The sequence below is a fragment of the Kordia sp. genome (genome assembly GCF_050633145.1).
Classification (GTDB): domain Bacteria; phylum Bacteroidota; class Bacteroidia; order Flavobacteriales; family Flavobacteriaceae; genus Kordia.
In genome coordinates, this window is the sequence record NZ_JBOEFY010000029.1 from 80617 (window position 1) to 95566 (window position 14950).

The 14950-nt window shown below is 34.5% G+C and carries 8 protein-coding genes; 5 read left to right on the top strand and 3 right to left on the bottom strand.

All coding sequences use genetic code 11. The features are described 5' to 3' along the window. Positions 1–148: 148 nt before the first annotated feature. The 3 genes from ACRBBL_RS15700 (at position 149) to ACRBBL_RS15710 (ending at position 6229) form a co-directional block, all read left to right on the top strand. Positions 149–2716 carry a carboxypeptidase-like regulatory domain-containing protein gene (locus ACRBBL_RS15700; RefSeq protein WP_431370022.1) on the top strand — a complete coding sequence of 856 codons (2568 nt, stop codon included), beginning with the start codon at positions 149–151 and terminating at the stop codon, positions 2714–2716. A 139-nt stretch (positions 2717–2855) separates the two neighbouring features. After that, positions 2856–5612, top strand: a complete 2757-nt coding sequence (locus ACRBBL_RS15705; RefSeq protein ID WP_431370023.1) for a TonB-dependent receptor — start codon at positions 2856–2858, stop codon at positions 5610–5612. A 188-nt stretch (positions 5613–5800) separates the two neighbouring features. Continuing rightward, the gene (locus tag ACRBBL_RS15710; protein WP_431370024.1) at positions 5801–6229 is read left to right on the top strand and encodes a hypothetical protein; all 429 of its coding nucleotides are present in this window, start codon (positions 5801–5803) and stop codon (positions 6227–6229) included. 237 nt (positions 6230–6466) lie between these two features. Here the strand turns inward: ACRBBL_RS15710 and ACRBBL_RS15715 are convergent, their stop codons facing one another. Continuing rightward, positions 6467–7513 (bottom strand): endonuclease/exonuclease/phosphatase family protein, encoded by a 1047-nt coding sequence (locus ACRBBL_RS15715; protein WP_431370025.1) that lies wholly within the window; start codon positions 7511–7513, stop codon positions 6467–6469. Between the two features lie 137 nt (positions 7514–7650). Here ACRBBL_RS15715 and ACRBBL_RS15720 point away from each other — a divergent pair, with 137 nt between their 5' ends. Both ACRBBL_RS15720 and ACRBBL_RS15725 read left to right on the top strand, forming a co-directional pair. After that, a complete protein-coding gene (locus ACRBBL_RS15720; RefSeq protein ID WP_431370026.1) occupies positions 7651–10425 on the top strand; it encodes a carboxypeptidase-like regulatory domain-containing protein in 2775 nt (924 codons plus the stop codon). A gap of 62 nt (positions 10426–10487) precedes the next feature. Beyond that, positions 10488–11894, top strand: a complete 1407-nt coding sequence (locus ACRBBL_RS15725; protein ID WP_431370027.1) for a DUF5689 domain-containing protein — start codon at positions 10488–10490, stop codon at positions 11892–11894. 584 nt (positions 11895–12478) lie between these two features. Here the strand turns inward: ACRBBL_RS15725 and ACRBBL_RS15730 are convergent. Next, positions 12479–14653, bottom strand: a complete 2175-nt coding sequence (locus ACRBBL_RS15730; protein ID WP_431370028.1) for a prolyl oligopeptidase family serine peptidase — start codon at positions 14651–14653, stop codon at positions 12479–12481. A gap of 119 nt (positions 14654–14772) precedes the next feature. Next, positions 14773–14946 (bottom strand): hypothetical protein, encoded by a 174-nt coding sequence (locus tag ACRBBL_RS15735; protein WP_431370029.1) that lies wholly within the window; start codon positions 14944–14946, stop codon positions 14773–14775. Positions 14947–14950 lie beyond the last annotated feature (4 nt).

The following is a 14950-nucleotide window of genomic DNA, read 5'->3' on the forward strand; positions in this document are numbered from 1 at the left end:
AATTCGGTTTATATCTTAATTCACTGCAAAACAAATAAATAGGTTAAAAACGTTAATTTGGTATAATGTTAAAACATTTAACATTCACTTAATATATGCATGCACAATAAACACGATTTTTGCGGCATTAAATAAACTAATAAAACTTATGAAGACGTTTAACAATTTGTTTTTTGTAGTGACTATGTTCTTTGTAACATCAGTTGCTTTCTCTCAGGGAACAATTACAGGTACAGTAGTGGATGCTGATTCAGGACCACTTCCCGGTGCTAGTGTAGTTGTAAAAGGGACAACCAATGGAACATCAACCGATTTTAATGGAAAATTTTCATTAAACGTAAATTCTGCATCAGGTAAACTCGAAATATCTTATGTAGGGTATGACACAAAAACCGTTTCTTTCCAAGTAAATGGAACAAAAGATCTAGGTACTATCACATTAACTTCTAACAACTCTCTTGATGAAGTCGTTATTGTAGGTAGTGGAATTATTGATTTAGCTGAAGATAGAAAAACTCCTATTGCAGCTACAACAATTAAGAAAAGAGAAATTCAAGAAAGAGCTGTTGGTAATGTTGAATTACCAGAGATTATTAAATTTACTCCTTCTGTATTCGTTTCTAGACAAACAGGATTTGGTGATGGACGATTATTAGTAAGAGGATTTGATGATACGAATACAGCGGTACTTTTAAATGGTCAGCCAATCAACGCGCAAGAAGATGGTCGTGTATTTTGGAGTAACTGGGCAGGAATGGCTGATATTGCAAACGCAGTTCAGGTACAACGTGGTTTAGGAGCTTCTAAATTAGCAATTTCTTCTGTAGGAGGAACTGTTAACATTGTGATGAAAGCTGCTGAAAAGAAAAAAGGTGGATCTATTCGTTTCTTAACTGGTAATGATAGTTACTTTAAAGGAACTGCAGAATACAATACAGGTGTAAACGAAAAAGGATGGGCATTCTCTGTTTTAATTGACCACTGGCAAGCACATAGAAAATGGGCAAGAGGTACTTTTGGACAAGGACAAAACTATTTCTTCGCTGCTGGATACAAACCAAATGACAGACATAGCTTTAACTTCTTAATTACTGGTGCGCCACAGTACCACGGTAACAAATGGTCTCAAAATGTTCAAACAACATTAGACGATCCTAAATTTAACCAACACTGGGGATTCACAGAAGGTTTATCTGGAGGACAATATAGAAATAACATTGATTCTGAAAGAAGAAACTTTTACCACAAACCAGTAATGAACATCAACTGGGATTGGACAATTAGTGAAAAATCAGAATTATCTACTGTATTATACGCATCATGGGGACGTGGTGGTGGAACTGGTCCTAGAGGTAGTAGAATTAGAACTGACGATGGTCAGTTAGATTACTTCGCTATTGAGCAGTCAAACGCAGCTATCGGAAACGGTGGATTTGATAACGCAACTAGCGGTTATATTCGTAGAGCTTCTATGAACAACCACGCTTGGTACGGAATTGTATCTAACTTCAACCATGAAGTAAATGAAAACTTCTCATTCAATGTAGGTACAGATTTAAGATATTATGTTGGAGATCACTTCCGTCAAGTAGCAAACTTATATGGTTTAACAGCTTGGCAAGAAGATGGACAATCATATACTACTGAATACAATCCAGATCCATGGGCAGCATTATTTAACTTTGCTGATGAAGGTGATAGATTGGATTATGACTACTCAGAAACAATTACATACCAAGGGTTATTTGCTCAAGGTGAGTACGCTACTGATAAATTTTCTGCATTCTTCCAAGGAGCAATTTCTAATCAATCGTACCAAAGAGAAGGTCGTTTTGCAGGAGATTTAGGAAAATCTGATAAATTAAGTAAAGTAGGATACAACTTAAAAGCTGGTTTAGGATATGAATTTGCTAAAGATCATAAAATTTATTTCAACACAGGTTACTACTCAAGACAACCTTATTTAGATAATGTATTTACAAACATTCGTAGATCTAACGAATTTGTACAGCCAGAAGTTGATAACGAAGAAATTACTGGATTTGAAGCTGGTTACCAATTCGAAGTTGATGGCGTATTTAGAGCAGTTTTTAACTTCTACCATACTGATTGGGATAACAGAGTATTATTATCTGGAGGTACATTAATAAGCGGTGGTGTAGAAACAAACATCAATATTTTTGATAGAGGTGTTCGTCAAGTACACAGAGGAGTTGAATTAGAATTAGATGCAAGACCAACTGATTGGTTAGATTTAAGAGGATTTGTTTCTGCAGGTAGCTGGGAATTTAAAGGAACTAGCAACAGACAAATATACAATGACGATACTAACGTATTGATCTCTTCAATTGAAGGAGTTAACAGAGATGGTGTTAAAATAACTACTGCACCTCAGTTTACAGCTGGTCTTACTGCTAAAGCTAGAATTATCAAAGGATTGTCTATTGATGCCAACGCTAAACACTACGGTAATCACTATACAAATGATAGAGATTTTGATGGAACACCACAAACTAGAAACTTCCCAACTTTAGATAGTTTTGAATTAGTTGACTTTGGTCTTACATACAATTTCACTATTGGAGATAACAAACTTACTTTTAGAGGAAACGTTTTCAATGTATTTGATAAGAGAGGAATTCAAGATACTGACGTATTTGGATCTTTCCCAATTACTGGACGTACATTCAATACATCTTTAAGATATAATTTCTAAAAGAGAAAAAAGAATACAATTCTATGTTCAACTTAGAATTGTCTCAATACTAAAAAAGTCAAACCATACATATTGGTTCGGCTTTTTTAGTGCTTTTAACTGATTTATAGTTAAAGGAATACATAAACTAAATTATTATATGAAAAAAAAGTACAATTTATTTTTTGCAGTAGCGATGTTCTTTATAACATCAGTTGCTTTTTCCCAAGGAACAATTACTGGAAAAATAGTAGATGAAACTGGTCCTTTACCAGGAGCAAGTATTGCAGTAAAAGGGACAACTAATGGAACATCAACCGATTTTAATGGGAATTTCAAATTAAATGTAAAAAGTGCTACAGGTACTATTGAAGTATCGTATGTTGGTTTTGGAACAAAGTCAATTGCATTTAATGTAAATGGAGGAACGCAAGATTTAGGAACAATTACCTTAGCTTCAGACAACTCTCTTGATGAGGTAGTAATTGTAGGTGTAGTTGATATTGCAAAAGAACGTGAAACTCCTGTTGCTGTATCTACCATTAGAGCAGAAGAAATCGTTGAAAGACTAGGAAACCAAGAACTTCCTGAATTATTAAACGCAACTCCATCTGTATATGCTACAAAATCTGGAGGTGGTTTTGGAGATTCAAGAATTAACATTCGTGGTTTTGACCAAAGAAATACTGCTGTATTAGTAAATGGTGTTCCAGTAAACGATATGGAAAACGGAGCTGTTTTCTGGAGTAACTGGACAGGTTTAGCCGATGTTGCTTCTGCAATTCAAGTACAAAGAGGATTAGGTTCTTCAAAATTAGCAATCTCTTCTGTAGGTGGTACATTAAATATTGTAACAAAAACTACAGAAAGAAACGAAGGTGGATTTGTAGGATCAACTGTTGGTAACGATAGTTACATTAAAACAATTGCGTCATATTCTACTGGAAGAATGGAAAACGGATTTGCATTTACAGGATTGTTCAGTAGAACAGCTGGAGATGGATATATTGATGGAACTGCTTTCGAAGGATACAACTATTTCGTAGGATTTGGTTGGGCTAACGAAAAAAGAACACATGACATTCAGTTTACATTAACAGGTGCACCACAAGTTCACAACCAAAGAACAACAAGTTTCTTTAATGCTGCAACTATTGCTGATTACCAACGATATGGTGACAAGTACAACTTTAACAATGGTACTTTAAACGGTGAAGAGTTCAACTGGAGAAGAAACTTTTATCACAAGCCAGTATTATCATTAAACTGGGATTGGGACATAACTGACAATACAAAATTATCATCTGTTGCTTACGCTTCTTTCGGACGTGGTGGTGGAACTGGAGACATTGGTAGAGGTAGAACAGGAGCTGGAAGATCTGCTTTTGCATCAAACTCAGCCTTTAGAGACCCTAACACAGGTTTGGTAAAATTCGACGAAATTGCACAATGGAATGCAGGACAATCAACTTCTTTTACAGGAACTGGAGACAATGATATCACTTTAACACAAGCAGATGGTAATGGAAACCATTTTGTAGAATCAAGAAGTAATGGTATTGTTCGTAGAGCTTCTGTAAACTCACACAACTGGTTTGGTTTATTAGCAAACTTAAACACAAGACTAAACGATAACTTAACGTTAGATCTTGGTTTTGATGCAAGAACATACAAAGGTTTTCACTACAGAAGACTAGACAACCTATTAGGAGCTGATGGATATATAGATAATAGCAATGTAAACAACCCTAACGTTGCATTAACAAACACATACTCTTCTGACTTTTCTTCTATTGTAAATGTATTTAAAGACATTGACAACGAAGACAAAATTAACTACTACAACATCGGATATGTGCGTTGGATTGGACTTTTTGGTCAATTAGAATACAAAAAAGACGCTATTTCTGCATTTGTTCAGTTCTCTGGAGCAAATCAATCATACAGTAGAGAAGACCTATTCTTACTAACGCCTGAGCAAGGACAACGTACAGATTGGGAAAACATCTTAGGTGGAACTATTAAAGGTGGATTAAACTATAACATTAATGAAAATCACAATGTATTTGGTAATGCAGGATACTACTCAAAACAACCTTTGTTTGATGCAATATACCTTAATAATACCAATGAATTGAATGATGATTACAGAAATGAAAAAGTATTTGGAATTGAATTAGGTTACGGATATCAATCTGAAAAACTAAGCGCAAACGTAAATGTATACAGAACTTCTTGGACAGATAGATTCCAAAGAATTACAGGAACATTCACTGATCCTGATGATCCTATGGAAGAAGTACAAGGACGTACAAATGTAGTAGGACTTGAGCAAATTCATACAGGACTTGAAATTGAAACTACATACCGTCCATTAGATATCTTAACTTTTAGAGGTATGTTATCTGTTGGTAACTGGGAATATGGAGGAACTGTAAGTGGACCTGCAATTGATATAAACAGTGATAACCAGCGTGTAGTTGGTGAAAACACATTATTCTTAGACGATGTAAAAGTTGGAAACGCTGCACAAACTACAATGCGTATTGCTGCTATTGTAGAGCCTGTTGAGCGTTTAAAATTTGATATTGCTTGGTTTAGAGCAGATGACTTATATGCAGACATTAGAGCAGAAGACTTTGATACTGCAGATAACAATGGTTCATTACAATTACCAGCGTATACCTTATTTGATGGTGGTGTATCTTACAAATTATTATTTGGAAAAGAACAAAGTCAGAAGATCAACTTCAGATTAAACATCAACAACTTATTCAACACTACATATCTTGCTGAATCGCAAACAAACATTTTTGCAGATCCAGGAGATGATACGTATGACGGAATCAATACAGCAAACAAAGCATTCTTCGGATTTGGAAGAACGTGGAACTTTAGCGTACGTTATTCATTCTAAGTAAAAAATCATATACTAAATAAGCCTCGTACATTATTGTACGAGGCTTATTTTTTCACCCTATTTTGTGAGTTCGATATAAGAAATCATCAATACAATCACTACAGTTTTTAAACTTTAGTAAAACAATAACACAATTAAAAAATAAGTACCTTTGTGTATCAACTAAAAAATAATACTTTCAAAACATGATAAAAGATTTACATTCATATTGGGCATTTTTAGTACTGTTAATACTAATCATAGCAGTAGCAAATGCAATAATGGGATTTACAACAAACAGAAAATTTACAGCTAAAGACTTACGCATCTCTTTATTTGCGCTCATCTTTACACACTTGCAACTGCTTATAGGAATTATTTTATACTTTACCTCTGGAAAAGGATGGGAAGTATTCAGTAGTACAAAAATTGGCGATATGGGACCTGCAAGATTAATGGCTTTAGAGCATCCAATTATAGGAATCTTAGCCATTGTTTTCATTACCATAGGATGGTCTAAACACAAAAAACAAGAAACAGCCAAAAGAGCTTTTGGAAAAATTGCACTTTTCTACGGAATAGGACTCGTATTAATCCTTTCAAGACTACCTTGGAAAATTTGGTTAGGTTTATAATCTAATTCAGTATAAAAAATAAGGAGTTATTTCCTGCTTTCCGTTATAGCTGTATTTTGCCATATAACAAAGCAAAAAAAGAATGCCACTGCAATCAGGACTAAAAAGCGTTGCAAACAGCATTTCAGAATGATAACAAACATCCTATAAACAAAAAAATCCTTATCAATTACGATAAGGATTTTTTTTGTATCTGTATTTTGTCGTTCCGAATGCACATTGAGCGGAGTCGAAATGCTACTTCACTTCTTTAATCAAATGTACATACACAGGGAAATGATCGCTATAACCACCTGTATACGAACCGCCAGCAAAGCTTCTAAAAGGATATCCTTTATAACGTCCACGTTTATTTGATAAATATGTTTTATTATAAATACCAGCTTTATAATAGCGATACTCAGAATAGTCTTTCTTTAACAATGGAGCAGACATTACAATTTGATCAAACAAATTCCAACCATCTCTATATGCCAAGGTTCCGTTTCCGCTTCTTGCCATTGCTTCCATTGGGTTAAATAAATCTTTTCCTTTAGCATCTTCACGCTTATCTTTTGTTCTAAGCACTTTCTTCATACTTTCGTTAAAAGGATCATCGTTCAAATCGCCAATAGTAAAAATCTTCGCTTTCTTATCAATATCTTGTAATGAATCAATAATACGCTTATTCAACTCGGCAGCTTTCACACGCTTTGGTCTACTTCTAGCTTCTCCACCACTACGCGATGGCCAGTGATTTACAATAATATGTACTTCATCTCCATCCAATACACCAGAAACCAATAACTGATCTCTTGTATAAACTCTCTTATCACCATTATATATATATAAAGGATGTTTTGAGAAACTGTGTGGTTGAAAAACATCTTGCTTATAAAGTAAACCTACATCAATTCCCCTTTTATCAGGAGAATCGAAATGGATAATACCATAATCAGAATCTTTCAGCTTAGGATGATTTACCAAATCCTCCAAAACTTTCTTATTTTCAATTTCAGCAACACCTAAAATTGCAGGTGAAGTTTTAGCAACATCATATCCAATATCAGATATAACACGTGCAAGTTTTGAAATTTTATCTTCATAAATCTTCGATCGATCTCTTTGAATTTCCATCATTGGACTCTTCTCATCATCTTTCAGTGGGTCGTTAATTGTATCAAACAAATTCTCTACATTATAGAAAGCAATTGTTTGTACTTTAAACTGCTTTTTTTTCTGTGCCCAACCATGGGTAAATGCCAGTAAAAATACAAGCAGTACTAGGGATTTAAGGTTTTTCATTTAGTGAATGTTATGTTATCTTAAATAATCTATGCAAAAGATAGACCAAAAGTAGTTATTAATTATAAATAATGTACATTTGCCCGTCGTTATTAAAGATTTTTTAAACTTAATAATAATTAATTGCAAATTACAGTATGAAAAAACTTATTTTTTTATTTGGATTGCTATCGGTTTGGTTTGTCAGTGGACAAAACTCAATTACAGGAATTGTACTTGATGCCAACACAGATGACGCAATTCAAAATGTTTTGGTTTCGGTTGCAGGTAACAAAGTAGAAGTTGTTACAGATGCATCTGGAGTCTTTAAGTTAACAAATGTTACAGCGGGAGAAGTGGATATTATATTCACTAAAGATGGGTACTCAATTTTGAGAATGCCAGTTACCGTTACCGACGGTCAAGCAATTGATCTAGGAACAATTTTGTTAAAAAGATTCGTTCAGGAAGATGTTACCCTTATTTCATTGACCGATGATGAATTAAATGATGATTCTACAGCAGCAGACAACATCTCAGGACTACTACAGTCATCAAGAGATATCTTTTTAAGAACTGCCGCGTTTGAATTTGGATCTACTTTCTTTAGAGTAAGAGGATTAGATTCAGAGAATGGAACAGTACTTATTAATGGTATTGAAATGAACAAACAGTTCAATGGAAGACCACAATGGAGTAATTGGGGAGGATTAAATGATGTTGTAAGAAATCAAGAACTTACAAACGGATTAAGTGCTTCAGATTATACTTTTGGTGGTATTTTAGGAACAACAAACATTAACACTAGAGCTTCACAATACAGAGAAGGTGGTAGAGTAACTTACTCTTCATCTGATAGAAGTTATACCAATAGACTTATGGGATCATATTCTTCTGGTTTACTTGAAAGTGGATGGGCGTATACGGTTTCGGCAGGAAGAAGATGGGGAGATGAAGGTTTTAACGACGGTACTTTCTACGACGCAAATTCTTTATTCGTTTCTGTTGAAAAAGTGTTAAACGACAAGCATAGCTTAAACTTTACAGGAATCTATGCACCAAACAGAAGAGGTCAATCTTCAGCAAATACGCAAGAAGTATTCGATTTAAAAGGTATCAAATACAATGATTTTTGGGGATACCAAGATGGTGAAAAACGTAACTCAAGAGTACGTAGAGTAGTAGAACCTATCTTAATGTTAAACCACTATTGGGACATTGCAGAAAATACTACATTAAACACAAACATAGCATACCAATTTGGTGAACAAGGAAGAAGTCGTTTAGATTTTGGAGGTACAGATTTAGATGCAAGTGGTTTCCCAGTTGGAAACGCAGCAAATCCAAGTCCTACGTATTACCAAAAATTACCAAGTTATTTCCAAAGAAACTTCCCAGACAATCCAGCATTAGCTGCCGGAGCAAGAGAAGATTTTGTAAACAACGGACAAATTGATTGGGTAGCTTTATATAGAGCAAACCAAAATAACTTAGTAGCAGGAGGAAATGCAATCAACATTTTATATGAAGATAGAACTGATGATAAGCAATTAACTGCAAATACAATCTTAAATACTGCAATCAACGATAATGTTACAGTAAATGCTGGAGCAACTTTCACTTCTTTAAAATCTGAAAACTTTGCAGAAGTTGTAGATTTATTAGGTGGACGTGGATACTTAGATGTAGATAACTTTGCTGATGATTTAGTAAACAATCCAGGAAGTGTACAAAACGATATAAACAATCCTAATAGATTAGTTGGAGAAGGAGATCGTTTCCGTTACAACTTCGAAATTCAATCAAATTCAGTTGGAGGTTTTGCACAAGCACAATTCAAATACAAAAAAATTGATTTCTTTGTATCAGGTAGTGTAAAAAATACAACATACCAACGTACAGGATTATACAGAAATGGTGGATTCCCAACAAACTCATTCGGAGAAGGTGAAAAATTATCTTTCACAGGAATCGGTGCAAAAGCTGGATTAACATATAAGTTAACAGGTCGTCACTTATTTGACTTCCACGGAGCATATATTACAAAAGCACCATCAATTCGTAACACATATTCTAACTCAAGAGAAAATCATAGCATTGTACCAAACATTACTGAAGAAAAAATTACTTCTTTTGATGCAAGTTATATTTTCAGATCTCCAATCATAAAAGCGAGATTAACGGGTTACTATACAAAGATGGAAGATGCAAACGAAATTTCTTTCTTCTTTGCAGATGGTATTGGTGGAGACAACCAAGCATTCGTTCAAGAAATCTTACAAGGTGTTGACAAAAGACACATTGGTGGAGAACTTGGAATTGAAGCACAAGTAACATCTACGATTAAACTAAAAGGTGTTGCATCACTTGGACAGTATACGTATGATAACAATCCTGACTTATACTTATCTTCAGAAGACTTTGAACAAACACAATACTTAGGTCAATCTTCATTAAAAGATTACCGAGTTGCTGGTGGACCACAAAGAGCGTTCTCAGCAGGATTTGAATATAGAGATCCAGATTACTGGTGGTTTGGAGCAACAACTAACTTCTTTTCAAATGCTTACATCGATGTAAGTCCATTACAAAGAAGTAGTAACTTCTACACAGATTTTGACGGACAAGTTTTCAATGATTACGATCCAGAATTGGCACGTGAATTATTAAGACAAGAACAATTTGATGATTACATGCTTGTAAACCTTGTAGGTGGAAAATCATGGAAATTAGGAGACTACTTTGTTGGTTTCTTTGCGAGTATCAGTAACGTATTTGATAAAGAATACAGAACTGGAGGTTTTGAGCAAGGAAGAAATGCAAACTTCAGAGAATTAAGAGATGACTCAGCACTACCAACAAGAGTATTTGGTAACAGATATTGGTACGGTAGAGGAAGAACATATTTCTTAAACTTATATTTTAGATTCTAAACAAAACAAAAAAATAAAGATTTGCGTATCTTTAGAGGACGCAGAAAAATAAAATCGAACAAATGAAAGCAAATAAAATTTTTAGTTTAATAGCTGTCTTAACTATGGGGTTAGTTATTACTTCTTGTGTTCAAGACGATGAATTTGCAATTCCAAACGGAACAACATCTGTTGATCCAGGATTAACTGCAAATGCTACTTTCCAAAATATGGTAGCAAGATATTTACAAGCTGTAGGTGATGGTGAAGATATCGCTGTTATTGCAACTGATGAAGCAGAAATTATTATTGAAGGATATGTAGTATCTAGTGACCAAGCTGGAAACTTCTTCGAAGAATTAGTAATTCAAAACAAAAGAGACGCTTCAAACCCTGATGCAGATCCAAGATTAGGTTTCCGTCTAGACATTAACCAATCTGGTTTATTCAACAGCTACGAATTTGGTAGAAAAGTATATATCAAAATGAATGGTTTAGCTATCGGATTAGAAAATGGTGTATATGCTATTGGAAAGCCAAATGGAAACGATATCGATCAAATTCAACCATTTGAATTAGAACAATTCTTAGTACGTGGTACGCAAGTAGCAGAAATTACTCCAAAAGTAACTACAGTTGGAGAATTAACTGAAGCAGACGAAAATACAGTAATTCAATTAAGTGATGTACAGTTTAGCAGAAATGATGTTGGTTTAACGTATGCTGGAGAAGCTTCTGATAACTTTGACGGATTTAGAAGTATTGAAGAATGTGTTGAAGGTGGAATCATTTCATTACAAACAAGTACATTTGCTGACTTCAAATCATTAACAGTTGACGAAAACAAAGGAACAATTCAAGGAGTTTTCACAAGAGACTTTGGTGACGATGCAAATGTTTTAGTAATAAACACACTAGCAGATGTTAACTTTACAGATACAGTTCGTTGCGATCCTAACGTATTAGAATGTACAGGACCAGTTTCAACTGCAGTAACTGTATTTGAAGAAGATTTCCAAGCAATTACAAACGAAGCGCAATTAGATGCTTTAGGATGGACTAACGTAAACGTTTCAGGAGGTTCTGAGCGTTTTGAAGACAGTTCTTTCTCTGGAGACAGATACATGAAGATTTCTGCTTTCGGAACAGGAGAAAGCCCATTAGAAGCTTGGTTGGTAACTCCAGCAATTAACTTAGATGGAACTACGCAAGAAGAATTAACATTCGAAGTTTCTGCAAACTTTGAAACAGGAACGATCTTAGAAGCATTCATTACTGATAACTATACAGGTGACCCAACAACAACTGAGTGGACATTAATCGACGCTAACATTCCAGTAGGAGGAAGCGGATTTGGAAGCTTTGTAGGATCAAACATCAACATTTCTTGTTTAGATGGAGACGTTCACGTAGCATTCAAATATTTAGGTGCTGATGGTGGAGCTGAAACAAGATACCACATTGACGATATCAAAGTAACAGGAATGTAAGATTCTTGAAACAATATATTTCATACAAAAAAGAGTGCTAGCAATAGCGCTCTTTTTTTGTTTAAATAGTTTTGAGAATTCAGTATTGAGAAATTTCAAAGCACAGTTCGAATTCTATTGAAAATGTATTGTTACTTAGTTTATAAAGTTTTAAACATCAATAATAGGAAAGCAAAGTATATTTTGAATTTTGTCATTACGAACAAAAGTGAAGTAATCTGTATCTTGAGGAAACTTTGTATAAACAAATTAACAAAAAAACAAATCCACAAAACAAAGAAGCAAAGCGACCCAACACCCAATACCAAAAAGCAAAGCAACCCAACACCCAAAACCATCACCTGTCACATCGAGCGCAGTCGAGATGTACTATGAAATTGTATTGAGAATTCAGTATTGAGAAGTTTCAAAGATCAATTTGATTTCTATTGAGAATGTATTGATGTTTAGATAGTTTATTAGTTTATAGGTTTAGGAGTTTATAAACTTCAAAGAACAGCCTGTAATTTCTAACATCAAATTGACGTATCAACAAAAAAACAAATCAACAAAAAGTATTTTTTCCAACAGCCAACAGCCAAAACCTACTCCACCCGATACTTCTCACTACCAGTTTGCCACAACGCAAAAGAAATAATATCAGCCAACTCTTCACGCTTACTTTTTTGCGTGCGATCAAAACCATGACCTTCCGAAAAATTGACCGACAATAAAATAGGATTTCCTGAACTTGTAGCTGCTTGCAATCGTGCTGCAAACTTTGCGGGTTGCCATGCAGCAACTCTCGAATCGTTGATTCCCGAAGTCAAAAACATCGCAGGATACGCTACATCTTTTTCAATATGATGATACGCATCCATTTTGAGTAAAGCTTCAAACTCTAAAGAATCCTTTACAGTGCCAAACTCTTTAATATTATTCTGTCCATTTGGTGCAATTTCTGAGCGTACCGTATTCAGTAAACCAACTCTAATCACCACGGCAGCGTACAAATCTGGGCGTTCCGTAATAGCGCGACCAATATTAATTCCGCCAGCGCTTCCGCCCCAAACAGCAAATCGTTTAGGAGAAGTATACCCTTCGTCAATCAAATATTCGGTGCAAGCAATAAAATCTTTCCAAGTATTCGGTTTCGTGCTTTTATAACCAGCTTTATGCCATTGCTCTCCTTTTTCGCCGCCGCCGCGTACGTGTGCAACTGCATAAATGCCACCTTCTGAAATCCAGTACAACAAATACGAATACAACATAGGCGCATTAATCCAATTATAACAGCCATAACCGTTAAGTAACATGCGGTTTTCACCATTTTTCTTCATTCCTTTCTTATATATAATAGACAAAGGAACCTGTACACCATCATGAGACGTAATTTCAATCTCTTCTATAACGACATCTTCCAATTCTGGATAATTCACCACAGGAGTTACATTCTCTTCCGTAAATCTCTTCTCTTGACTATCATAGCGATATCTATTTTTATGGCTAGTCCAGCCTTCAATCTCTATCCATAACTCAGGAGATTGTGTACCAATAGTAGACAAATTGATACTTCCAGATACTTTTGGTAATGTAATTTTTTTCCTTTCTTCCTTTTCTATATGATACAAACTAGCTTGTACACCATTTTTAGCTGTTGTATAAAACAATCCGTTTGTAGTAATGGTAAAATCTTTTACAATTTCATCTGTCGTAGCAGGAACGATCTCTGTTGGAGAATCAAAGTTCAATTGTGAAAAAGAAGTTTTAAAAATGCCAAAATTAGATGCTTTTTGCGCACTTGAAAAATAGACTTCATCTTTATAAGGTAAAAACTTCTCTACCTTGTGTCCCTTCTTAAAAAGTGGCTTCCAAGACACAGCTTCTTTTTCCAGTTCAGTTATAGGTGCATAATAATAATCTTTAAATCCTATGCCACCAACTCTGCCAAACATATACTTTTGGTCTTTCCCAAAAATATTAACAATAGGGAAATCGGCAGGTTTTAAATTTAACTCAGGATGTGTTTTTCGAGAAAAAATAACATGTAAATCTTTCGGGTTCGTTCCCAAACGGTACAAAACTGTAGCGGCATCTAAAATATAATTTGGCGATGTAGTATCAATATCAGGAATATGTAAATAGGTAAATCCAGAATTGTCATCCAACCAATTTACTCCACCTAACTCAGAAGGCCAGCAATGATCAATCACTTCTTCCTGAAATGTTTTTGTTTGAACATCATATACAATAATTTCCGAGAATTCTTCATCATTCTTCGTAAAACCAATGGCTATTTTTTGACCATTCCAGCTTGGCTGAAAATAATTAATAATATAGGTTGCTTCTGTATTTGATTTATATTGTTCCGAATTAAAAATTTCAATTTCTTCGCCATCAATTCCAGCTTTAAAATACAGCACATTAGCTTCGTGGTTTTCAGCGTACTTCAAATAATAATAAGCATTTGACGAAAGTACCTTTAAGCCAAAAACAGCTTGCGAACGCATTTCATCATGCACTTTAATCTTTTCTAAAAGTTGGTTGCGTCCAGAAATATGTTTAAGTGTTGTTTTGGTGTAATTATTTTGAGAGATAAGCCAGGAAAGTACAGCAGTATCTTTTAAATTCTCTAAGTATTGGTACGGATCATTAATAGTTGTAGAAAAATAAGTATTGTTTACAGGTTTTTTAGCAGCGAAAAGGGGATGTTTTTTGCTAGTATTACATTGTAAGCATAAGAGGAGGATGAATAAAAAAAGAGATAGTCGTTGTTTCATTAGGAGGTTTTTAGGATGCGCTGCTTCTCAAAAATATAAATGCTATTTCAAGAAGAGTGTGTTTAACAGCTTGAAATAGCATTTTTTAATTATAATAATGAGAAATATAAATTCTTTAATTATTGTGTGTCAATGGTGTCACTTCCACAAATTAATGTGCATACGTCTCTACTGTCACAATATTTTGAGACTTCAGGAGCTGATCCTCCAGATATTTTTGCAGGTTCTCCAATTTGAGCGATCATTAATTTAGATAATGTAAGTTTCCCTAAGTTTCTTCTTGATTTTTTCATGATG

Coding starts and splice junctions, on each gene's coding strand:
- ACRBBL_RS15700 (WP_431370022.1), top strand. CDS start 149: ATGAAGACGTTTAACAATTTGTTTTTTGTAGTGACTATGTTCTTTGTA.
- ACRBBL_RS15705 (WP_431370023.1), top strand. CDS start 2,856: ATGAAAAAAAAGTACAATTTATTTTTTGCAGTAGCGATGTTCTTTATA.
- ACRBBL_RS15710 (WP_431370024.1), top strand. CDS start 5,801: ATGATAAAAGATTTACATTCATATTGGGCATTTTTAGTACTGTTAATA.
- ACRBBL_RS15715 (WP_431370025.1), bottom strand. CDS start 7,513: ATGAAAAACCTTAAATCCCTAGTACTGCTTGTATTTTTACTGGCATTT.
- ACRBBL_RS15720 (WP_431370026.1), top strand. CDS start 7,651: ATGAAAAAACTTATTTTTTTATTTGGATTGCTATCGGTTTGGTTTGTC.
- ACRBBL_RS15725 (WP_431370027.1), top strand. CDS start 10,488: ATGAAAGCAAATAAAATTTTTAGTTTAATAGCTGTCTTAACTATGGGG.
- ACRBBL_RS15730 (WP_431370028.1), bottom strand. CDS start 14,653: ATGAAACAACGACTATCTCTTTTTTTATTCATCCTCCTCTTATGCTTA.
- ACRBBL_RS15735 (WP_431370029.1), bottom strand. CDS start 14,946: ATGAAAAAATCAAGAAGAAACTTAGGGAAACTTACATTATCTAAATTA.